This window comes from Nocardia sp. NBC_01503 (assembly GCF_036327755.1).
Taxonomy (GTDB): domain Bacteria; phylum Actinomycetota; class Actinomycetes; order Mycobacteriales; family Mycobacteriaceae; genus Nocardia.
On the sequence record NZ_CP109596.1, the window covers coordinates 6,347,128 to 6,368,934 of the forward strand.

Annotated in this window: 17 protein-coding genes and 1 pseudogene; 13 read left to right on the forward strand and 5 right to left on the reverse strand. The window is 66.7% G+C overall.

The window, feature by feature from the left end; translation table 11 throughout:
• Window positions 1-156: 156 nt before the first annotated feature.
• Window positions 157-2,970: an aconitate hydratase gene (locus OHB26_RS28960; protein ID WP_330180424.1), complete on the reverse strand. Its 2,814-nt coding sequence runs from the start codon at window positions 2,968-2,970 to the stop codon at window positions 157-159.
• A 256-nt stretch (window positions 2,971-3,226) separates the two neighbouring features.
• On the opposite strand from OHB26_RS28960, the gene OHB26_RS28965 reads away from it, so the two are divergent.
• The gene (locus OHB26_RS28965) at window positions 3,227-3,790 is read left to right on the forward strand and encodes an Rv1476 family membrane protein (RefSeq protein ID WP_330180425.1); all 564 of its coding nucleotides are present in this window, start codon (window positions 3,227-3,229) and stop codon (window positions 3,788-3,790) included.
• A 336-nt stretch (window positions 3,791-4,126) separates the two neighbouring features.
• Complete coding sequence (locus OHB26_RS28970; protein WP_330180426.1) at window positions 4,127-5,539, forward strand: NlpC/P60 family protein; 1,413 nt, start codon at window positions 4,127-4,129, stop codon at window positions 5,537-5,539.
• 19 nt (window positions 5,540-5,558) lie between these two features.
• Here OHB26_RS28970 and OHB26_RS28975 read toward each other — a convergent pair whose 3' ends face one another.
• On the reverse strand, window positions 5,559-6,242 hold the full coding sequence (locus OHB26_RS28975; protein WP_330180427.1) for a hemerythrin domain-containing protein: 684 nt from the start codon (window positions 6,240-6,242) through the stop codon (window positions 5,559-5,561).
• A gap of 55 nt (window positions 6,243-6,297) precedes the next feature.
• On the opposite strand from OHB26_RS28975, the gene OHB26_RS28980 reads away from it, so the two are divergent.
• Complete coding sequence (locus tag OHB26_RS28980) at window positions 6,298-9,582, forward strand: BTAD domain-containing putative transcriptional regulator (protein ID WP_330180428.1); 3,285 nt, start codon at window positions 6,298-6,300, stop codon at window positions 9,580-9,582.
• Window positions 9,583-9,638: 56 nt separating this feature from the next.
• Window positions 9,639-10,070, forward strand: a complete 432-nt coding sequence (locus tag OHB26_RS28985; protein ID WP_330180429.1) for a nitroreductase/quinone reductase family protein — start codon at window positions 9,639-9,641, stop codon at window positions 10,068-10,070.
• A 28-nt stretch (window positions 10,071-10,098) separates the two neighbouring features.
• Here the strand turns inward: OHB26_RS28985 and OHB26_RS28990 are convergent, their stop codons facing one another.
• Window positions 10,099-10,947 (reverse strand): acyl-CoA thioesterase, encoded by an 849-nt coding sequence (locus OHB26_RS28990; RefSeq protein ID WP_330180430.1) that lies wholly within the window; start codon window positions 10,945-10,947, stop codon window positions 10,099-10,101.
• Window positions 10,948-11,069: 122 nt separating this feature from the next.
• Window positions 11,070-12,884 (reverse strand): asparagine synthase (glutamine-hydrolyzing), encoded by a 1,815-nt coding sequence (gene asnB, locus OHB26_RS28995; RefSeq protein ID WP_330180431.1) that lies wholly within the window; start codon window positions 12,882-12,884, stop codon window positions 11,070-11,072.
• A gap of 159 nt (window positions 12,885-13,043) precedes the next feature.
• On the opposite strand from asnB, the gene OHB26_RS29000 reads away from it, so the two are divergent.
• The 3 genes and pseudogenes from OHB26_RS29000 to OHB26_RS29010 form a co-directional block, all read left to right on the forward strand.
• A complete protein-coding gene (locus tag OHB26_RS29000) occupies window positions 13,044-14,255 on the forward strand; it encodes a beta-ketoacyl [acyl carrier protein] synthase domain-containing protein (RefSeq protein WP_330180432.1) in 1,212 nt (403 codons plus the stop codon).
• Window positions 14,256-14,371: 116 nt separating this feature from the next.
• Window positions 14,372-15,358, forward strand: coding sequence for a hypothetical protein (locus tag OHB26_RS29005; protein ID WP_330180433.1), 987 nt, complete (start codon window positions 14,372-14,374; stop codon window positions 15,356-15,358).
• A gap of 159 nt (window positions 15,359-15,517) precedes the next feature.
• Window positions 15,518-17,899: pseudogene (locus tag OHB26_RS29010) on the forward strand ((Fe-S)-binding protein); the annotation flags it as partial.
• 48 nt (window positions 17,900-17,947) lie between these two features.
• Here the strand turns inward: OHB26_RS29010 and arsM are convergent.
• Complete coding sequence (arsM, locus tag OHB26_RS29015) at window positions 17,948-18,760, reverse strand: arsenite methyltransferase (RefSeq protein ID WP_330180434.1); 813 nt, start codon at window positions 18,758-18,760, stop codon at window positions 17,948-17,950.
• A 117-nt stretch (window positions 18,761-18,877) separates the two neighbouring features.
• On the opposite strand from arsM, the gene OHB26_RS29020 reads away from it, so the two are divergent.
• The 6 genes from OHB26_RS29020 (at window position 18,878) to OHB26_RS29045 (ending at window position 21,804) form a co-directional block, all read left to right on the forward strand.
• The gene (locus OHB26_RS29020) at window positions 18,878-19,246 is read left to right on the forward strand and encodes an ArsR/SmtB family transcription factor (RefSeq protein ID WP_330180435.1); all 369 of its coding nucleotides are present in this window, start codon (window positions 18,878-18,880) and stop codon (window positions 19,244-19,246) included.
• 5 nt (window positions 19,247-19,251) lie between these two features.
• Window positions 19,252-19,983, forward strand: coding sequence for an MIP/aquaporin family protein (locus OHB26_RS29025; protein ID WP_330185809.1), 732 nt, complete (start codon window positions 19,252-19,254; stop codon window positions 19,981-19,983).
• A gap of 16 nt (window positions 19,984-19,999) precedes the next feature.
• Window positions 20,000-20,407, forward strand: a complete 408-nt coding sequence (locus OHB26_RS29030; protein WP_330180436.1) for an arsenate reductase ArsC — start codon at window positions 20,000-20,002, stop codon at window positions 20,405-20,407.
• Between the two features lie 68 nt (window positions 20,408-20,475).
• Entirely contained in the window at window positions 20,476-20,940 is a 465-nt protein-coding gene (locus OHB26_RS29035) for a GyrI-like domain-containing protein (protein WP_330180437.1), read from the forward strand.
• A gap of 91 nt (window positions 20,941-21,031) precedes the next feature.
• Window positions 21,032-21,496 carry a hypothetical protein gene (locus OHB26_RS29040; protein ID WP_330180438.1) on the forward strand — a complete coding sequence of 155 codons (465 nt, stop codon included), beginning with the start codon at window positions 21,032-21,034 and terminating at the stop codon, window positions 21,494-21,496.
• A complete protein-coding gene (locus OHB26_RS29045; protein ID WP_330180439.1) occupies window positions 21,493-21,804 on the forward strand; it encodes a transcriptional regulator in 312 nt (103 codons plus the stop codon). The genes OHB26_RS29040 and OHB26_RS29045 overlap by 4 nt, the downstream gene beginning before the upstream one ends.
• Window positions 21,805-21,807 lie beyond the last annotated feature (3 nt).

Consider the following 21,807-nt stretch of genomic DNA (forward strand, 5'->3'; position numbering starts at 1 on the left):
CCGCACCGATCTGAGATGACCGGTGCGGAAATCCCGCACTAGCGACGAGCGAAGCGATCCTGACGGACCGCGCGGCGCACAACGGCGAAACCGTTGCCCGCCACCACGACTCGGCCGTGAAACAGCCCTTCCCGGCCGAGTCGCGTATGGAACGAACTAGCCGCGGATCATGTTCCGCAGCACGTACTGCAGGATGCCACCGTTGCGGTAGTAGTCGGCCTCACCGGGGGTATCGATGCGGACGACCGCGTCGAAGACGACCTTCTCGCCGTTCTCCTTGGTCGCGGTGACCTTCATGGTCTTCGGAGTCACACCCTCGTTCAGCTTGGTGATGCCCTCGATATCGAAGGTTTCGGTGCCGTCCAGCTGCAGCGACGCGGCGGACTCGCCGGCCGGGAACTGCAGCGGCACAACGCCCATGCCGATCAGGTTGGAGCGGTGGATGCGCTCGAACGATTCGGTGATGACGGCCTTGACGCCCAGCAGGCTGGTGCCCTTGGCGGCCCAGTCACGAGACGAGCCGGACCCGTATTCTTTGCCGCCCAGCACGACCAGCGGGATGCCCGCGGCCTGGTAGTTCTGCGAGGCGTCGTAGATGAAGGCCTGCGGGCCGCCGTCCTGGGTGAAGTCGCGGGTGTAACCGCCCGAGACGTCGTCCAGCAGCTGGTTGCGCAGCCGGATGTTCGCGAAGGTGCCGCGAATCATGACCTCGTGGTTACCGCGACGCGAGCCCAGGGAGTTGTAGTCCTTGCGCTCCACGCCGTGCGAATCCAGGTACTGCGCGGCCGGGGTGCCCGGCTTGATCGGACCGGCCGGGGAGATGTGGTCGGTGGTGACCGAATCGCCCAGCAGCGCCAGCACGCGCGCGCCCTTGATGTCGGTGACCGGGGTCGGATCCATCGACATGCCGTCGAAGTACGGCGCCTTGCGGACGTAGGTCGAGTTCTCGTCCCACGCGAAGGTGTCGCCCTCGGGGGTGTTCAGACCCTTCCAGCGCTCATCGCCTTCGAAGACGGTGGCGTAGGACTTGGTGAACATGTCCCGGCTGATCGCCGACTTGATGGTGTCGTCGATCTCCTGCGGGGACGGCCAGATGTCCTTGAGGAACACGTCGTTGCCGTCGTTGTCCTTGCCCAGGGCATCGGTCTCGAAGTCGAAGTCCATGGTGCCCGCGAGCGCGTAGGCGATGACCAGTGGCGGCGAGGCCAGGTAGTTCATCTTGACGTCGGGGGAGATACGGCCTTCGAAGTTACGGTTGCCCGAGAGCACCGCGGTGACCGAGAGGTCGTTGTCGTTGATCGCCTTGGAGATCTCCTCCGGCAGCGGCCCGGTGTTACCGATGCAGGTGGTGCAGCCGTAACCGCCGACGAAGAAGCCCAGCTTCTCCAGGTACGGCCACAGACCGGCCTTCTCGTAGTAGTCCGAGACGACCTGCGAGCCCGGGGCCATATTGGTCTTGACCCACGGCTTGGAGGACAGGCCCTTCTCGACCGCGTTGCGCGCCAGCAGGGCCGCGCCCAGCATGACCGACGGGTTCGAGGTGTTGGTGCAGGAGGTGATGCCCGCGACCACGACGGCGCCGTGATCGAGCACGAAGTCACCGCGCTCGGGATCGGAGACCTTGATCGGCTTGGACGGACGGCCGGTGTTGCCGTTGGCGGCCGAGGGCAGCACGGCGTCGTCATCGGCGAAGGACAGCACGGCCGGATCCGAGGCGGGGAAGGACTCCTCGATGGCCTCGTCCAGGTGGGTGTGCGGGGTGGTCGCGGCCGGGCCGGACTCCGCATCGTTGGTGTAGTTGTGGATGTCCTTGCGGAACGCGGTCTTGCTGTCCGACAGCAGGATTCGGTCCTGCGGACGCTTCGGGCCGGCGATGGACGGCACCACGGTGCTCAGGTCCAGCTCCAGGTACTCCGAGTACGCGGGCTCGTTGTCGGCGTCGTGCCACATGCCCTGTTCCTTGGCGTACGCCTCGACGAGCGCGAGCTGCTCATCGCTGCGGCCGGTCAGGCGCAGGTAGTTGATGGTCTCCTCGTCGATCGGGAAGATCGCCGCGGTGGAACCGAATTCGGGGGACATATTGCCCAGGGTGGCGCGGTTCGCCAGCGGAACCTCGGCCACACCGGCGCCGTAGAACTCGACGAACTTGCCGACCACACCGTGCTTGCGCAGCATGTCGGTGACGGTGAGCACGACGTCGGTGGCGGTCACGCCGGGGACGATCTCACCGGTCAGCTTGAAGCCGACGACGCGCGGGATCAGCATGGAGACCGGCTGGCCCAGCATGGCGGCCTCGGCCTCGATGCCACCGACGCCCCAGCCCAGCACGCCCAGGCCGTTGACCATGGTGGTGTGCGAGTCGGTGCCGACGCAGGTGTCGGGGTAGGCCTGGCCGTTGCGGACCATGACCGTGGGAGCCAGGTATTCGATGTTCACCTGGTGCACGATGCCGACGCCCGGCGGGACGACCTTGAAGTCGTCGAAGGCGCCCTGGCCCCAGCGCAGGAACTGGTAGCGCTCGCCGTTGCGCTGGTACTCCAGGTCGACATTGCGCTCGAGGGCGTCGGCGCGGCCGAACACGTCGAGGATGACCGAGTGGTCGATGACCATATCGGCGGGGGAGAGCGGGTTGACCTTGCTCGGGTCGCCGCCGAGGGTGGTGACGGCCTCACGCATGGTGGCGAGGTCGACGATGCAGGGGACACCGGTGAAGTCCTGCATGATCACGCGGGCGGGCGTGAACTGGATCTCGGTGTCGGGCTGGGCATTCGGGTCCCAGTTCGCGATGGCGCGCACGTGGTCGGCGGTGATGTTCGCGCCGTCCTCGGTGCGAAGCAGGTTCTCCGCGAGGACCTTGAGGGCGTAGGGCAGCTTCTCGGTGCCGGGCACTGCCGAGAGACGGAAGATCTCGTAAGAGTTGCTTCCGACCTCGAGGGTGCCCTTGGCGCCGAAGGAATCGATACTCGTCACTGTCAGCTCCACTCGTCTGTGAATGGGAGGGCCACCGGCGGGGCTGTGCCGATGGCTCGTCGAGGCGCAGGCCTCGTCCGTACTTCACCCTAACAGTACGCTTGTCCTGTATCCGCATCGGGGAGGTCCCCGAGCGGCCCGGAGTGATTCTTCCGGTACCGATGTGCGGTTCTGGGAAGTTCATCCAGCGGGACAGTCGCAGCTTACGGCGTGCCGCGGTGAGGTGTAGAGACACGTCGTCGCGTACTGTGCGTTCGTGACCGTCTCGCGCGCCTCGGTTTTCACGCCTATGAAGGCGGAACTACCGCCCAACACAGACCTGAAGTCGATCTTGCTCGACCTGGCCGACAATCACGTCGCCGCCCCCAAGAATCGCAAGCAGGACGGTCTCGCCGCCATCGCCGCGGACGCGCGCGATCACGGCATCGATCTGAACATCGTTGTGGTGCAGGGCAACCTGGGCATCGAGGCGAGCCTGCGGGATCTCGCGACCGAGATCGGCGAGCAGGAACACGGCACCGTGGTGGTGTTCAGCGACGATTGGGTCGGCACCTACAGCGATACCTTCACGCGGGCGCGGCTGGAGTGGGCCGAGGACAAGTCCAAGTATCGCGGGTCCGATCACACCGTGGACGCGGCGCAGACCTTCGTGGATCGGCTGGAGCAGCCCGAGACGGTGTCCTGGACCGTCATCACCCTGGTCGCGGTCATCGCGCTGGCGGCGTTCATCGGCGGGTTGTACGCGGTGAAGGTCAAGCGTTCCGGTCCGGGGGAGCAGCCCCCGGTCGTGCCGGAACGTCCGCGCACGCCTGTCGCCTGATCTCCTTTCCCGCTCGCCTGATCGCTCGTCCGACTCGAGCCGAGGCCCAGTCTCCTTCGCTACCGCATCGCTGACGGCCGGAACGTTTTCCGGCCGTCAGCGCCTGTCTTGTGCGGTAATCGCGGCGCAAACCGGCTAATGACTGGCAACGTCTGAATTGCCTACAAGTCATTCCCGCGTGGCTGATTCAACCCGTGGCTGAAGTGTCGTACCGTTTCGCAACGACGCTGTTGGGGAAGAAGTGTCGAACGAGTCTCGAGTTTCCAGTGGTACTGGATGTTCGGCTGAGGCTCGTGGTGTGTTCCCCGGGGCCAGAGCGGGAACCAGGGAGGTGCGATGCGAATACCGGCGAAACGTCAGTTGCGCCCGGGTCGGCTCGCTACGGAATTGCTGGCAGCGATGATCGTGGTGGCCGTGGGGATGACCACCGGTCATGCCACGCCACCACCGCCACCCAATCCCAGCGACAGTGAGATCGCCCAGGCGGGCGCGGATGTCGATGCCACCGTGGGCGAGGTGGGCGCGCTCATCAATCAGGTCGCCACCGCCGAACAGCAGTTGCAGCTCCTCGACGATGCCGTGGCCGCGCGTCGCGAAGCCGTCAACAAGGCGCTGGTCGACCTCCAGATCGCCCGCGATGCCGCCGACGCCGCGGCGCAGGCGGTGGGCAATTGCCAGCGTGAGCTCACCGATGCCGGGGTGCAGGTCGGTACCGCGCACAGGCAGTTCGACAAATATGTCGCCCAGGTCTACATGCGGCCCGGATCGACCTCGCTGATCAGCTATATGGCCGCGCCCAGCCCGGAGATCGCGCTCGCCCGCGCCCAGGTGCTGACCATCGCCTCCCGGACTCAGCAGCAGGTCGTCGGCGGACTGCGCCGCGCGCAGGTCGATCAGGCGAACAAGACCTCCGCCGCCAAACAGGCGCAGCAGGTCGCCGATGCCGCCGCCGCGGACGCCGAGACCAAGAAGACCGACGCCCAGCACGCCGTCGCCGCCGCGCAGGCCGAATTCGATCAGCAGACGGTGCAACGCAATACCCTGATGCAGCAGCGCGATTCGGCGCAGCAGCGGCTGGAAACGGCGCGCTCCCAGGTCGCCGGATTGCAGAGCCAGCGTGACACCTACCTGGCCTGGGATGACCAGCGCCGCAAGGACGAGGCCGCCGCCCGCGCCGCCGCGGTGGCCGCCGCCGCCCGCGTCAATGCCGACCGCGCCGCCAGTGACCTTGCCTCCCTCGCCGCTTCGGGCCACCGCCCACACACCCAGCTCGGCGACTCCCCGCCCCCGCCGCGTTACACCCTGACCCGCCCCAGCGGTTCGCGCTCGGCCCTGGTCGAAACCGTCGTCGACCGGGCCATGTCCCAGCTCGGCGTCGAATACGCCTGGGGTGGCGGCGATGAGGACGGCGCCACCCTCGGCATCCGCGACGGCGGCACCGCCGACAGCTACGGCGACTACAACAAAACCGGCTTCGACTGCTCCGGCCTGATGATCTACGCCTTCGCCGGAGTCGGTGTCTCCCTACCCCATTACAGCGGCTACCAGTACACAATGGGCTCCCGCGTCCCCGTCGCCGACCGCGAACGCGGCGATATGCTCTTCTGGGGTCCGGGCGGTTCGCAGCACGTCGCCCTCTACGTGGGCAACGGCAAAATGGTCGAAGCTCCCCAATCCGGTGAGGTGGTAAGGGTTTCCGCGGTCCGCGAGGACGGCATCATGCCGTATGCGGTCCGCATCATCTCCTGACCGTGGTGTTCGCGGGATGTCAGCCCCGGGAATCGGGATCAGTGCCGTAGATCGAGCGGTACTCCGCGGCGAAGGCGCGGCGGCCGAGTAGGCGCCAGGCGAGTCTGGCGGCGAAGGGCATGTCGGCGAGGAACTTTCGGCGTTCGGCGTGCGGGACCCCCTGCAGGATGAAGCCGAGGAAGATCAACTGTCGGTCCTTGGGCATGGCGTCGCGTCCCCGTTCGCCCAGGGCCGCCCATTCGCGGGCGGTCATGACACGTTCGGCGAGCGGGAGGACGGCGGTTTCCTCCTCGGCCATATGTTCGTTCAGAGCGGCGGCGAGCGCGGACAGCGTGATCGCGAGTTGCTCGCGCGCCCGGGGCTGGGCCGCTGCGGCGAACTCCGCTGCCTGCCGGTCCGCTCGGGCGGAGAGTTCGGCGATCCGCTCATGCTGTTCCTCCATGCGCAGTATCGGTGCGCCATCGGTTTTCGCTCGCTCGAGCAGCAGGGGCCACATCAGTTCGTCCTCGCCGGTGTGGTGGTGGTGGAGGCCGGTGGTGAGTTCGGTGAGGAAATCGACGATGCGGCGGGCGCGGGTGAGGTCCGAGTCGGCGACACCGCGGACGAGACCGGGCAGCGCGTCGAAATGGCGGCGGAAAGCGCGGTGGATGAGCACCATGTCGGTGGTGTCGGGGCGTTCGGTGGTCCGGGTTGTGGCGGTCATGGTGCCCACTGTGCGTCGATCCACTTGTAGGACACTTGCAATAGAATCGGCCGCCATGGTGCGGATTCAGGTGCTCGGTTCGCTGACCGCACAGACCGGGCGGGGCAGCGTGGATCTCGGCGGTCGCCGCCAGCGCGGCGTGCTCACCATTCTGCTCGTCGCGCGCGGTGCGGTGGTGCCGGTCGACCGGCTGATCGACGATCTCTGGCGTGGTGAGCCGCCCACGCGCGCACTCGGCACGTTGCAGGCGTACATCTCGCATCTGCGCAAGGTCCTCGAGCCGGACCGGCTGCCCCGCTCACCCGCCACCGTGCTGGTGAGTCAGGCGCCGGGATACGCGTTGCGGCTCGCTCCCGAGGCGGTGGACGCCTGGCAGTTCGAAGCCGAACTGCGCAGCGCGCCAACGGATCCCGTGGAACGAAGGCGCAGCTTAGAGCAGGCGCTCGGTCGATGGCACGGCTCGGCGTTCGCCGAATTCAGTGACGAATCGTGGGCACGATCCGAGGCGAGCCGACTCGAGGAGCTGCGCCTGGCCGCGCGTGAGCGCCTGGCCGCGACGCTGGTGGAACTCGGCGACCCGACCGCTGCCGCCGTGGAAGCCGATGCTCTGACCAGTGCGTATCCGCTGCGTGAGGAGGCGTGGCGGGTTTCGGCGCTGGCGCGGTTCCATGCGGGACGGCAGGCGGACGCGCTCGCCGCGCTGCGTGCCGCTCGCGATGTACTCGCGGATCAACTGGGTATAGACCCCGGCCCCGCCCTGGTCCAGCTCGAGGCCGATGTGCTGGCGCAACGCATCCCGGTCGGGCTGCCCGCACCGGTTCCATTGCCGTCACCGACCGTCGAGCCTTCCGGGCCGAATTCCGAATTCGTCGGCCGCACAAGGGAACTGGATGAACTACGGCGCGCGGCAGGAGCGGGTGGAGCGCCTCGTGTCGCTGCCGTGCTCGGGGAGGCCGGCAGCGGCAAATCCGTCCTGCTGCAAAGGTTTCGGGCCGAGCTGGTGACCGGCGGCTGGCGCGTGATCACCGGCCGCTGTCCCGAGGAGGACGGTGCGCCACCGGCGTGGGCGTGGGTGGAGGCTTTGCGCGAACTCGCCGCCACGGTCGACCCCGGCCACCACGCCGCGCCGCTCGAGCCGTTACTCGCCGACCGGCATCCCGGATTCGACGCCGATGCCTCGGTCGGGCGATTCCTGCTGCATCGCGCCGTCGGTGCGTACCTGGACGAGACGGCGCGGCGGCAACCGCTCGCGGTATTCCTGGACGATCTGCACCGTGCGGACCTGGAGACTCTCACCCTGCTCGGCAGCGTGGCGAAATCGGCCTCGATTCTGATCGTGATCGCCTATCGCCCCGACGAGATCGGGATGCCGCTGGAGGACGCGCTCGCTTCGCTCGCCACCGCGACCGCGACGCGAATACGTCTGCGCGGCCTGGAGTTCGATGAGGCGGCGGTGCTCATCCGCGCGGTCGCCGGACCCGATCCCGATCGGGCGACGCTGGAGGCGCTGACCGAACGCACCGGCGGAAATCCCTTCTACCTCACCGAAAGCGCTCGTCTACTGGCCAGCGAGGGCGCGCTGGTGGCGACCTCGGAGGTACCGCAGGGTGTGCGAGATGTGCTGCGGCGGCGCTTCGCACGACTACCCGAGGTCGGCGTATCGGTCCTGCGCCTGGCCGCGGTGATCGGGCGCGAATTCGATATCGAGGTGCTGATCGGCGCGGCCGAGATCGGCGAAGGTGAGGTCCTCGATGCCGTGGAGGCCGGGGTGCTGGCCGGACTGCTCGAGGAACCGGATTCCGAGCATGCGCGGTTCACACACGCGCTCATCCGGGACACCCTGCTCGGTGATCTGTCCCGTATCCGACGCCGCCGCTGGCATCTGCGCATCGCCGAGTCGATCGAGCGGATCCGGCCCGAGGATCTCTCGGCGCTGGCGCACCATTTCGGGGAGTCGCTCACCGCATCGACGGCACGGCGGGCCGCGGACGCCGCCCGCGCGGCAGCCGAACAGGCCGAACGCCGATTCGCCCACGATGCCGCGGCCGAAGGCTACGGTCGCGTCGCCGCCGCGCTCGCACGGATCAGCGGCGTGGATACCGCGGCCGAGCGAGTCACCGCGCTTTCGCGGATGAGCAGCAGCTATCTGGCCGCCGGTGCCGGTCAGCAGGCTCGCGAGGCGCGCGACCGGGCGGTATCCGCGGCCGATACACCCGAGTCGCTCGTCGAGGCGCTCACCTCGTGGGACACACCGACGCCCTGGCTGAACCGCGTCTACGGGTCCGTCGATCAGCAGGTGGTCGCCTCGATCGAGACCGCGCTGCACACCGGCGGGCTCACACCGCGGGCGCGTTGCGGACTCCTGGTCGCACTGGTCCGTGAGATCGGCGGCGAGCTACCGGAACGAGCACGCGAGGCGGCCGAGGCGGCCGAATCCCTGGCGCGTGGTCTGAATGATCCCGGATTGCTCGGACTGGCTTTGCAGGCGCGAATCTCGGTGTACGACACAGTGATTCCACTCGCCGAGCGTGATCGGATCGCGACCGAGTTGATCACCCTCGGCGAGGACAACGCGCTTCCCGCCCTCGCGCTGATCGGGCATAACCTCGCGCTCCAGGTCGCGACGGCCCATGGCGATGTGGACCGCGCGAATTCCGAACTCGCCGCGGCGACACTGCTGGCCGACCGCTACCAGTGGGCGCAGGCTCGCGCCGCGAACCTCATGGGCCATGCGATGGTGGCGCACCTGACGGGCGATCTCGAAGTCGCGGAACAGAGTTACCTGCGGGCCCATGAATTCTTCGAGCGCCACAAGGTCTTCGATGCGGACGGCAACCTGCTGATCGCCCTGGTCGCCATCCGGCTCACGCAGGGCCGGGTCGGCGAATTCGCACCGCTGCTCGCCGAGACGTTCGCGCAACTCGAGGCTTCGGGCAATGATCTGGTCGTCGATCCGTTCGCGCTGGCACTGCTTGCGACCGGTGATCGGCGCGGTGCGCTGAGCGTGGCGCAGGCTCGGCGGCCGCTGCGCGACGACTTCTTCCGCTCGCTGTTCCTGACCGTGCGCGGTATGGCCGTCGTGGGTCTCGAGCAACGAGCCGAGGCGGCGCGGGTGTACCGGCAGCTGCGCGTCTATTCGGGTCAGATCGCGGGCGCGGACACCGGCGCGCACGTCGCGGGACCGGTCGACACCGTGCTCGGTGACCTCGCGGTATTGCTCGGCGAACCCGACCTGGCGGCCGAGCACTACGCGGCCGCCGAACGCCTCGCTCGCCGCTGTGGATGCCGCGAATGGGTCAGTGCCGTACAGCACCGCATCGGTTCACAAGTCGATTACTAGTGGCCTCCGGAAGCTGGGTGGCGGATCACCTATCAGCCAGCAGCAGGAGCGTCGCTATGCCGACCGACCGTAGACTCAAGACCGCCAACACCATTCACCGTGCCGTGCTCAAATTCAGCGGCGGGATGCTCGGCACCACCTTCAAAGGGATGCCGACGATCAGGCTGACCACGATCGGCCGCAAATCCGGTCGGTCGCATACCGTCATTCTCACCGCACCGATCATCGAGGACGACACGATCGTGGTCGTCGCCTCCCGCGGCGGTGATCCCATCGATCCGGCGTGGCTGCACAATATCCGCGCGAACTCCGCGGTCCGGGTCGCCCTCGGGCACGGTCCGGATCGGCCCATGACCGCTCGCGTGCTGCCAGCGGGGGAGCGGGACGCGCTCTGGCCCGATGTCATCGCGGCTCACCCCGGCTACGCCGACTATCAGGCGATGACGACCAGAACAATTCCCCTGGTCACCCTGACACCACTCGGGTAGCCGTCGCCCGGCCGCGGCGAATGGGAACCTACCCCGTGCTTCCGCCGCGCAGCAGACCCTGGGCGTCCACCGATGCCACCAATTCACCTGTGCGCGTGAATATCTGGATTCGTTCGTACATCCGTCCGCTGCCCGCGAAGGGGCTTTCGCAGCGTAGTAGCAGCCAATCGTGCAGGGTGAACGGTCGATGGAATGTGATGGTCTGCGCGAGCATGGCCGCGGTCGCGAAACCGCCCCGGCGGGTCAGCTCGGCCTGCGGATACGGGCGCAGGGCGACCGGGCCGAGGAATCCCTCGCTGCCGTGGGCCAGCAGTGCCCGGGCGATTCCGGGCTGATCGGGGGCCTTGTCGCAGCGCATCCACACATCCAGTGACGGTGGCCCCGCGAGGTCGAGCGCCACCGCATAGGCCCCGCCGAGTGTGCGAACTTCCCACGGCAGCAGCGCGCACGGCAGTTCCGCGCACTCCTCCGGCCCGGGCACGTCGGCCGGAAGGGTGGCGCCGTGCGCGAGGAAGTCGGGTTCGTCGACGCTGAGCATGGCCAGCACCCGGGCGTGCTCGCGCCCGTCCTGGCTGAACGACACCTGCACCGTCGCCAATGCCCGCCCCGACTGCACGATTTCGACCTCCACGTCGACCTCGCGATCGGCGTACCCGCCGCGCGGGAAGACACCGTGCAGCGATTGCACCGCCATATGCGGCACCGTCCGTTCGGCGGCGACCACCGCCTGCGCCAACGTCTGACTGCCCAGCGTCGTCGGCAGCGTCGAGGCCACATTCCGAGCCCGGAATCGTCCCGGACCGACCTCATCGAGTTCGAGCACTTCGAGCAGTTCGGCCAGGTCGACGACCGGCCAAAGATCAGTTCCACCGGCCATTGCCACATGCTCGCACACGCCTGGGACGCCGGAGATCCCGAGGAGCGGTGAGCGGGACGCACCCGCAGGCGTACTGATCTCTCGACCCCGCGTGCCACATAAGACGGCACGCGGGGTGGCGCTCACTTCGCGAGCTGGCGGAGCCAGATATCGAAGTTGAGGGTGAAGTCGAGGCCGGAGCGGGTGGCTCGGTCGGTGAGGGGGCGTCGCAGACGATCGCGTAACCGGTTGCGGTCCAGGTAGTCCCAGACGGGTGCAGCGGGGGCCGCCAGGAGGTCCGCGGCCTGCTCGCGCAGGGCGCGACCGTAGGCCGGGTCGTGGGTGATGGGGTAGGGGGCCTTCACCCGTGCGGTGACGCTGGAGGGGAGGAGATCGGCCACGGCGGCGCGCAGGAGTGATTTCTCGCGACCGTCGAAAGTCTGTAGCCGCCAAGGGATATTGAAGGCGTATTCGATGAGCTTGTGATCGCAGAACGGGACGCGCACCTCCAGGCCCACGGCCATCGACAGCCGGTCCTTGCGATCCAGGAGATCGGGCAGCCAGTGCGTGTAGTGCAGCCAGAATATCTCGCGCATACGGCGCTGGATCTCGGATTCACCTGGCAGCGTAGGGATTTCGGTCAGCGATTGACGGTAGTGATCGGCGCGGTGCGCGGTCGGGTCGAGTGCGGCGGCGATATCGTCGCGGAGCAGCGCTCGACAGGCTCCACTGCGGCCCGCGAAGTAGCGCCACGGGTAGTCGGCGCGCGAAATCGCCTGCGGGTCATGGAACCAGGAGTAGCCGCCGAAGACCTCGTCGGCGCTCTCCCCGGACAGCACCACGGTGGCGTGTTCGCGTACCGCCCGGAACAACAGATACAGCGAGGAGTCCATATCGCCGGCGGCGGGTAGATCGCGGGCGGCGACCACCGCGTGACGTACTGCCGGATCGGTGAGGGCGGTGGAGTCGAGCACGATATCGCGATGGTCGAGTCCACAGTGGGCGGCCATATCGCGGACGTACGGTGCGTCGGGTGTGGTCCGCAGTGCGTCGGGCGCGAAATCGCCGGTGTTTCCGGCGAAGTCGACGGCGAACGTGGACAGTTTCGTGTCGGTTGATCTCAGGGCGTTCTGGGCCAGGGCGGTCAGCGCACTGGAATCGAGCCCGCCCGAGAGCAGCGAGCCGAGGCGGACGTCGGCGTGCAACTGAGTCGTGGTGATATCGGTGAGCAGGCCGCGGACGGTATCGACCGTAGTGGCCCGATCGTCCTGGTGCGGAGCGGGTTCCAATCTCCAATACCGATGTTCGCGAACGCCGCGCGGATCGACGATGAGCACCGTGCCGGGACGGACCTCGCTGACCCCGCGCAGCAGTGTGCGGCCGGGAGTGCGAACACAGGCGAGGAGGTCGCGCAGCCCGTCCGGATCGATTTCCGTGGGTCCGACACCGCGCAGTGCCTTGGGTTCGGAGCCGAAATACACTCGGGGACCGTCGATCCGGTAGCACAGCGGTTTGATGCCGAGTCGGTCGCGGACCAGGAGTAGGCGCCGCGTGGCGACATCCCAGTAGGCGAAGGCGAACATGCCGTGCAGTCGGTGCACCGCGTCCAGTCCCCACTCCAGACAGGCGTGCAGCACCACTTCGGTATCGGTGCGGGTGGCGAATTTATGCCCCAGCAGTTCGAGCGCGCTCCGGAGCTCGGCGTGGTTGAACACCTCGCCGGTGTAGGCGAGTGCGGCAATGGTGCGATTGGAGTCGTCCGCGACCAGCATGGGCTGGTGTCCGTGGTCGGGATCGAGCACCGCGAGGCGGCGGTGTGCCAGCGCGGCATGCGAATTCGCCCAGACGCCGTGCCCATCGGGTCCGCGACCGGCGAGTGTCGCGGCCATGGCGGCCGCGACGTGTTCGCCGTCGCGGAGCCTGCCGCACGGATCAACCCAGCCTGCGATACCGCACATTCGGTTGTGCCTTCCTGTTGACGAATTGGAGGGGACCACGAGTTCGGCCGCGCCGACCGGCATCAGATGCGCTCGGTGGGCGATAGATCGCGGCTATCGTACGGGTGATCTTGGAGGGGGGTCACCAGGCGCGCAGCATCGAGGGAACGGACGGTACGGATGAGTGCGAACGAGCCGATCGCGATCGTGGGTATGGGGTGCAGGTTCCCCGGAGCGATGGATCACCGGCAGCTGTGGCAACTGCTGTGCGATGGCGTCGACGCGCTGGCAGCGGGTGAATTTCCGGACAGCACAGCCGATTTCGATCCCTCGGAGTTCCATATCACCGACCGTGAGAGCGCCGAACTCGACCCACAGCATCGGGCATTGCTGTTGACAACCCGCGATGCGCTGCGCGATGCCGGACTGGATGAGAACCGGGTGGCGGGCCAGCCCATCGGAGTCTTCATGGGGCAGAGCACCGCCGAACACTGGGACAATCGCTCCCGGGATCGCGCCGTCGACATGTACGCCATCGCGGGCGCCGCCGCGCGCAGTATGGCGTCGGGCCGTATCGGCTACGCCTGGGATCTGCGTGGCCCGTGCGCGACCGTGGACGCGGCCTGCTCGTCCGGGACGCTCGCGGTACATCTGGCCTGCCAGTCGTTGCGGACCGGGGAGTGCGATATCGCGCTCGCGGGCGGTGTCAGCCTGGTGCGCGGTACCGACCACACCGTCGGGTACGCGGCCGCCGGAATGCTCTCGCCGTCCGGCCGTTGCCGTTTCGCCAGTGAGGAGGCCGACGGGTTCGTGCGCAGTGACGGTACCGCGGTGCTGGTCCTCAAGCCGCTCACGCACGCCCGCCGCGACGGTGACCATATCCACGCGGTCATTCGCGGCAGCGCACAGGCGAGCAAGGGCCGCACCGCCAAGGCGGTCATCGCACCCTCCCTCGAGGGCTATCTGCAGGTCATCGAACGTGCTTGCGCCACAGCGGGTCTCGCGCCCGAACAGCTCGGCTATCTCGAAGCGCACGGCAATGCGGCCCCGGCGGGTGATCACCTCGAGTTGCAGGCGATCGGCGCGGCCATCGGCCGGAATCGTCCGGCCGCGCAACCCTGCCTGGTCGGATCGATCAAATCCAATATCGGCCATCCGGAGGCGGCGGGCGGTCTGGCCGGAGTCATCAAAACCGCTCTCGCACTGAAGCATCGCCACATTCCCGCGACCCTGCACTGTGATCAGCCCACCTCGGCGGTGGACTGGTCGGGCCTGGGTATCGCGCCGGTGCGCAGCGGCACCGACTGGCCCTACCCGGAAACGGCGTACGCGGGCGTCAGTACCTACGGCCTCTCGGGCACCTTCGTTCATCTCGTCCTGGGAGCCGCGTAACCGGACGGGCGCTCGTCTCGGCGTGCCGCGTCCGATTCCCGCTGGAACGGGTAATGATGATGCCGATACGGCCAGCCCGCGCAATTCCCGATAGATGACGGTGGAAGGCGGTTCACGTGATCAGTGCGGCGTCGGAGGCGGTTTCGGGGAATCCCGCGCCATTCACCTGGGTGACCCTGGTGTCGATGGTGGTGTTCTGCGCTGTGCTGTGGGTGATCGTCGACTTCATGCGCAAGCATCCGCGCCCGGCGATGTGGGTGTGGGGGCTGGCGCTGCTCACTTTCCCGCTGTGGATTTGGGGGCCGGGCCGCGATATCGGGCTGATCAACTGGTTCTCGTGGGCGAAGATCCTGTCGGTGCTGATTCCGCTGATCATTGTCGGCGCGATGCGGATCGCGGTCGCCGAGCAGCGGGAGGGGCGGATCTGGGAGTTGTTGCGGAATCCGCGCTTTCTGTGGTTTCCGTACGCCATCCTGTTCCTGAATATCGCCGAGGCCACCCTGCGCGACGCCGAGATCGGCAACTACTGGAACGCGGCGGTCGGCCTGGGACTCTGCCTGACCATTCCGTACTGCCCGCGCTTCTGGGAGGTGCTGCCCGGTCGCAATGCCGAACTCGTCGCCTATACGACCATGGCGTGGAACTTCCTCTACACCACCTGGAATCTGTGCTTCACCTTCGGCGGATACCCGCCGCAGGAGGAGCATTTCGCGGCCAGTGTCTGCATTTTGGCTGTCGCGGAGATCTACCCGCTGGTCAAGGGCCGTCCGGAGCTGTACATCATGGCCCGCATCTACACGCTGCCCGTGCTGATGGTGGTGATCGCCATCTACAACTTCTTCCCGAAGGTGATGCCCTCGGACGGCTGGTTCAACAATGACGTCTGGATCGTCTGGGGCATAGTCAATTTCGCGCTCACGGTGCCGTACCTGTTCTGGTACACCTGGCAGCTCGAAACCGGGCGCGCGTTCATCCACTTCCGGCGGGGCCGGGCTCGTCAGGACTTCATCGAACAGCACGGTGAGGCCGTGGAAAAGCTGATGGCTCTGAGTAATTCGCTCGATGCCGCCGCGGACACGCACGGCCGGACCACGCGCGCCTGAGATGTGGCCTGGGGCACAGGCTTTCGCGGCGGAGTCGAACGAATCGGTGCTTTCGTCTTCGCGGAATCGATGATAACTTGACAGAAGATACGTAAGTTACTGGGCAGTAACAAGACTCGGCTACTGCCCGGTGAATTCTCGGACCGGGGGGTCAGCACCTTGAGTACTGCGACGATCGCACTGGGAATCATCGGCGGGATCATCACCCTGCTCAGCTGGGGATCGCTCTTCGCGGGGCTGATGCGGATGATTCGAGTTTTCCGTGCGGGGCAACCGGATCGGTCGCGGCTGCGGCCGGTACTGCCGCGGGTGAAGACCGTACTGGTCGAGGTCGGCGCGCATACCCGGATGAACAAGTTCCGGACCGTCGGTTGGGCGCACTGGCTGGTGATGGTCGGGTTCCTGCTCGGGATGGTCTTCTATTTCGAGTCCTACGGGCAGACTTTCGATCCCGAGTTCCACTGGCCGAACATCGGTGACACCTTCGGCTATCACCTGCTGGAGGAGGTGCTCAGTGTCGGCACGGTCATCGGAATCGTGACGCTGATCCTCATCCGCCAGTTGAATCATCCGCGACGGCCCGAGCGGCTCTCCCGGTTCGGCGGGTCCAACTTCCTTGCCGCGTATCTCGTCGAATTGATCGTGGCCACACACGGTTTCGGTGATGCGCTGGTCAAGTCGGGCAAGATCGCGACGTACGGTGGCGCGCACGCGTTCAGCGATCCGCTGACCACGCAGGTGGCGCGAGTGCTTCCGGCGAGCCCGGTACTGATCTCGGTCTTCGCGTTCGTGAAGATGCTCGCCGGTGCGGCTTTCCTGTACCTCATCGGCCGCAAACTCACCTGGGGTGTTGCGTGGCACCGGATTTCGGCGTTCTTCAATATCTACTCCAAGCGCGAGGGCGATGGTGGCGTCGCGCTGGGAGCGGCCAAGCCCATGATGTCCGGCGGCAAGGTGCTGGAGATGGAGACCGCCGATCCGGATGTCGATGTGCTGGGTGCGGGCAAGATCGAGGACTTCACCTGGAAGGCGTTACTGGACTTCACCACCTGCACCGAATGCGGTCGCTGCCAGAGCCAATGTCCGGCGTGGAACACCGGAAAACCCTTGTCTCCCAAGCTTTTGATCATGTCGCTGCGGGATCACACGTACGCCAAGGCTCCCTATCTGCTCGCCGGTGGCGATTCGGGCAAGGTGTCCGAGGCCGCGTGGGCCGAGGCGGAGTGTCCGCTGGTGGGTGGCGAGGATGTCGGTGGCATTATCGATCCCGAGGTGTTGTGGTCGTGCACCACGTGTGGTGCGTGTGTGGAGCAGTGCCCGGTCGATATCGAGCATGTGGATCACATTATCGATATGCGCCGCTATCAGGTGTTGATCGAGTCGGAGTTCCCGTCCGAGTTGGCGGGGTTGTTCAAGAATTTGGAGAACAAGGGCAATCCGTGGGGGCAGAACGCCAAGGATCGCCTGAACTGGATCTCCGAGGTGGACTTCGAGATTCCGGTGTTCGGTCGGGACGCGGATTCCTTCGACGGGTACGAGTACCTGTTCTGGGTGGGTTGTGCGGGCGCGTATGAGGATCGGGCGAAGAAGACCACCAAGGCCGTGGCCGAGTTGCTGGCGACCGCGGGGGTGAAGTTCATGGTGCTGGGTCAGGAGGAGACCTGCACCGGTGACTCGGCGCGGCGTGCGGGTAACGAGTTCCTGTTCCAGCAGTTGGCGATGCAGAACATCGAACTGTTGAATTCGGTGTTCGAGGGTGTCGAGCAGGCCAAGAAGAAGATCGTGGTGACCTGTGCGCATTGCTTCAACGCGTTGAACAATGAGTATCCGCAGGTCGGTGGCTCCTATGAGGTGGTGCACCACACTCAGTTGTTGAACCGCCTGGTGCGTGGCAAGAACCTGATCCCGGTCTCGCCGGTGGCGAAGAATGTCACCTATCACGATCCGTGTTATCTGGGTCGGCACAACAAGATCTACGACGCTCCGCGTGAGTTGATGGCGGCGTCGGGGTCGAATCTGGTCGAGATGCCGCGTCATGGTGAGCGGTCGATGTGTTGTGGTGCCGGTGGCGCGCGGATGTGGATGGAGGAGCAGCTCGGCAAGCGCATCAACGTCGACCGTGTCGATGAGGCCCTCGATACCCTCGCGGGGGGTAATGAGCCGTCGTTGATCGCGACGGGGTGCCCGTTCTGCCGGGTGATGCTGACCGATGGTGTGACCGCGCGTAAGGATGGTGGCGAGGTCGGTCAGGGCACCGAGGTCGTCGATGTGGCGCAGTTGATGTTGGACTCGATCACTCGGGTCGAGTCGAGTGTGTTGAGCGAGAACCTGAAGGTTGTTCAGGTCCCGAAGGTCGAAGAGCCCGAACCGGTTTCCGAGCCCGAGCCGGTCGAGGCCGAGGCTCCTGTGGTCGAGACCGCCGCCGCGGCCGAGCCCAAGGCCGCACCCGCGGGTAAGGGCCTGGGTATGAAGGGGCCGGCCAAGGCACCCGGCGGCAAGGGCCTCGCCATGAAAGGCGGACTGAAAGCTCCGGGTGCACAGGTTCGGTGAGCGCTACATGATGGTGGTGATGAAGGCGATTACCGGAGCCTACTGGCCCGAACAGCAGTCGCCCGCACAGCAACTCGGCTCGGACGGTTTGACGGCCTTGACGATCGCCGAGTGCATGCCGTCCGCGACGGCGTGCGTGGAGGTGATCTCGATATCGCCGAATCCGGCTGCCGCCAGGTGGTTTCGGTATTCGGTGAAGGAGAGCGCGCCCGCGATACAGCCGACATAGTCGCCGCGTTCGGCACGCTCGGCGGGGGAGAGGGCATCATCGGCGACCACATCGGTGATGCCGATTCGCCCGCCCGGCACGAGAACTCGCGCCATTTCGGCGAAGACGGTGGGCTTATCGGTCGACAGGTTGATCACGCAATTGGAGATCACCACGTCGATGCTGCTGTCGGGCAGGGGGATCGCTTCGATGGTGCCCTTGAGGAACTCGACATTGGTGATGCCGGCCTTGGCGGCGTTGGCATCGGCCAGGGCCAGCATCTCATCGGTCATATCGACGCCGAATGCCTTACCGGTCGCCCCGACGCGGCGTGCGGACAGCAGGACGTCGATACCGCCGCCCGATCCGAGATCGAGCACTCGTTCACCTGCTCGCAGGTCGGCGACCGCGGTCGGATTGCCGCAGCCGAGCGATGCGGCGACCGCCTGGATCGGGAGTTGGTCGCGGTCGGCGGCGGCGTACAGGCTCGCACCGAAATTCTCGTCGAGCTCCATGGCTCCGGTCGCGCAGCAGTCGCTGCCCCCGCAACAATCTTCGGCGGTGCCGCCCGCGGCGACCGCCGTTGCCGCCGCGGCATAGCGGGATCGCACGGTTTCGCGCAGTTCGTTGTCGAGATCTGACATGGGGATCACCCTTTCGAAGCACCCGAAACCGGAGCCTTCTGCTCCGCTGACCGGGCTATATTGACGACTGTCGAATCAAGTCTGGCGTGCTGCATCGACATCTGTCAATATAGAAACGTGTCGAAACAAGAACTTCCGGTGATCGCCCTGGCGAATTGCTGCTCCACCACGCTGTCCGAACCTCTCGATGCGGAGAGTGCGGTCACGCTGGCGGGAGCGTTCAAGGCGCTCGGGGATCCGGTGCGCCTGCGGCTGCTGTCCCTGATCGCCGCGGCCGGCGGGGAGGAAGTCTGTGTGTGTGAGCTGACTCCGGCCTTCGAGCTGTCCCAGCCCACCATCTCGCATCATCTGAAGGTGCTGCGCGAGGCGGGCCTGCTCACCTCCGAGCGGCGCGGTACCTGGGTGTACTACCGGGTGATTCCCGCTGCGCTGCAGCGACTCTCCGATGTGCTGGTGCCCACCGGCCTGACCGTCACGCCCGCGTGAGCGACATCATCGCGCCGCCGCTGGCGCGCCGATTGGCGGCCGAAGGCGTCGGTACCGCGGCCTTGGTCGCCGTCGTCGTGGGCTCCGGTATTGCCGCGCAACAGCTTTCGCCCAATGATGTCGGCCTGCGATTGCTGGAGAATTCGACCGCCACGGTCTTCGGGCTCGCCGTGCTGATTCTGATATTCGGGCCGGTCTCCGGTGCGCACTTCAATCCGGCTGTGTCCCTGGCCGACTGGCTGGTCGGCCGGAAGACGCGCACGGGCCTGACCGGTGGGGAACTCGCGGCGTATGTGGCCGCGCAGACGGCCGGGGCTATTACCGGCGCGGTGCTGGCGAACGTCATGTTCAACCAGTCCGCCGGGCAGATCTCGACCCATGATCGCGTCGACAGCGGGCATCTGATCGGTGAGATCGTCGCCACCGCAGGGCTTATCGTGCTCATCTTCGCCCTGGTTCGTACGGGCCGATCCGCGCTCGCACCGGTGGCCGTCGCGGCCTGGATCGGTGCGGCCTACTGGTTCACCAGCTCCACCTCGTTCGCGAATCCGGCCGTCACCATCGGACGGATCTTCACCGACACCTTCGCCGGTATCGCACCCGCCTCCGCGCCCGGATTCATCGCCGCGCAATTGATCGGCGCACTGCTCGGGCTCGGCGCGGTCGCGCTGTTCTATCCCGCACCCCCCGTCGCCGCCGATGACGTGGTCGTTCCACATCGGCCCGCCGCCTCCTGAAAGGCTTACTGCTGCAATGGCATCCACCACGCCGAGTGTGTTGTTCGTCTGCGTCCACAATGCCGGGCGCTCGCAAATGGCGCAGGGTTTTCTCAGTCGCCTCGCGGGGGATCGGGTCGAAGTCCGTTCCGCCGGAACCGCGCCCGCCGATACCGTCAATCCGGTGGCCGTCGAGGCCATGCGCGAGGTCGGTATCGATATCACCGACCAGACTCCGAAGATCCTCACACCCGAGACGGTCGAGACCTCGACCATTGTGATCACCATGGGCTGTGGGGACGCGTGCCCGTTCTTTCCAGGCGTCTCCTATCGTGATTGGAGACTCGACGATCCGGCCGGTCAGGATCTCGCCGCTGTCCGCACCATTCGCGACCAGATCGAATCCCGTATCCGTGACCTGCTCGCCGAACTCGATATCAACTGACCGATGAGTCTTCCGCCCGTGCACCGTCGACAGTCACAGCCAGACGACTCACCTTCGGAGGAAATCAGATGACCGCTGTACCCGAACTCGTCACCCTCGACCCGGTCGTGACGGCCGCGGTCCACGCCGTGGTCCCACTCGCGGGCCTGCGCGACTTCTTCGATGCCTCGTTCGGTGCGCTCGGTGGCGCGATCGCCACCCAGCGACTCGATGTCAAGGGCCCGGCCTTCGGCCTCTACCGCGGAGCGGGTGGTGATCCGCTCGACGTCGAGGTCGGCTTCGCCACCGGTGGTCCGGTCGAACCCACCGGCGAGGTCATCGCGAGCTCTCTCCCGGGCGGACAGGTCGCGCGCGTCATCCACCTCGGCGGATTCGACGGTCTCACCTCCTCCTGGAACGAACTTCAGAAGTGGATCGAAGCCCAGGGTCTCACTCCGGCCGACCAACGCTGGGAGGTCTACCTCACCCAGCCCTCGCCCGAGATGAACCCCGACGACCTGCGCACCGAACTCAATTGGCCGATAGCGGGCTGAGCTCGGGTTCCGTAATCGGCGACCGCCCTTGACTTTCCTGGCGGGAAAGTGGGACGCTTGACTTTCCCGTTAGGAAAGTGAGGGGGTTGTCATGGATGACGTTGCCGCGGATCAGGCTCGGGCCGCACTGGATGCGGCCGAGCGGGCTCGGCGCCGGGTGGCCGATGAGGTCGGGTTGCCTCGGGGGTACTGGTGGGGGATGGCGGCCGGATGGTTGGTGCTGGGGGTGATCGGTGATCTGGGGCCGGACTGGCTGGTGATCGCCGCGACCCTGGCGTTCGGGGCCGGGCATTCGGCCGTGGCTTCGCGGTTGCTCGATGGGCGGCGGCGCACGGACGGGCTACAGGTCTCGGCGGATACGGCGGGGCGGCGGACGCCCATCGTGGTGATCGGCATGTTGATCGGATTGGTCTGTGTCACTGTAGGTTCGGCGTTCGCCCTGAATGCCGACGGGGCCGCGCACCCGGGTATCTGGTCGGCGGTGCTGGTCGCGGCGATCATCGGGTTCGGGGGACCGGAGCTGTTGCGGGTGCTGCGGCGGTGGGTGCGGGCATGACGGCGGCACGCTTCGACGAACTGATCCATCCCAGTACCAGGCTGTCGCTGGTGGCGACGCTGGCGGCGGCCGACTGGGCGGAGTTCGCGTTTCTGAAAGACCGGCTGGCGCTGTCGGACTCGGCCCTGTCCAAGCAGTTGGCGACGCTGGAGGATGCGGGATACATCAGCACCGAGCGTCGCCTCGACGGCAGCCGCCGCAAGGTGCGGGCGCGGCTGACGGACACCGGCAGGCACGCCTTCCTGGGGCATATCGCCGCACTGCAGGAGATCGTGGCGGCCGCCGCGCCGCCATCGGATCCGGTCTGACTC

Bases quoted from the DNA above. Each gene is read 5' to 3' on its own strand.
- OHB26_RS28970 (WP_330180426.1), top strand. From the start codon at position 4,127: ATGCGAATACCGGCGAAACGTCAGTTGCGCCCGGGTCGGCTCGCTACG.
- OHB26_RS28975 (WP_330180427.1), bottom strand. From the start codon at position 6,242: ATGACCGCCACAACCCGGACCACCGAACGCCCCGACACCACCGACATG.
- OHB26_RS28980 (WP_330180428.1), top strand. From the start codon at position 6,298: ATGGTGCGGATTCAGGTGCTCGGTTCGCTGACCGCACAGACCGGGCGG.
- OHB26_RS28985 (WP_330180429.1), top strand. From the start codon at position 9,639: ATGCCGACCGACCGTAGACTCAAGACCGCCAACACCATTCACCGTGCC.
- OHB26_RS28990 (WP_330180430.1), bottom strand. From the start codon at position 10,947: ATGGCCGGTGGAACTGATCTTTGGCCGGTCGTCGACCTGGCCGAACTG.
- asnB (WP_330180431.1), bottom strand. From the start codon at position 12,884: ATGTGCGGTATCGCAGGCTGGGTTGATCCGTGCGGCAGGCTCCGCGAC.
- OHB26_RS29000 (WP_330180432.1), top strand. From the start codon at position 13,044: ATGAGTGCGAACGAGCCGATCGCGATCGTGGGTATGGGGTGCAGGTTC.
- arsM (WP_330180434.1), bottom strand. From the start codon at position 18,760: ATGTCAGATCTCGACAACGAACTGCGCGAAACCGTGCGATCCCGCTAT.
- OHB26_RS29030 (WP_330180436.1), top strand. From the start codon at position 20,000: ATGGCATCCACCACGCCGAGTGTGTTGTTCGTCTGCGTCCACAATGCC.
- OHB26_RS29035 (WP_330180437.1), top strand. From the start codon at position 20,476: ATGACCGCTGTACCCGAACTCGTCACCCTCGACCCGGTCGTGACGGCC.
- OHB26_RS29040 (WP_330180438.1), top strand. From the start codon at position 21,032: ATGGATGACGTTGCCGCGGATCAGGCTCGGGCCGCACTGGATGCGGCC.
- OHB26_RS29045 (WP_330180439.1), top strand. From the start codon at position 21,493: ATGACGGCGGCACGCTTCGACGAACTGATCCATCCCAGTACCAGGCTG.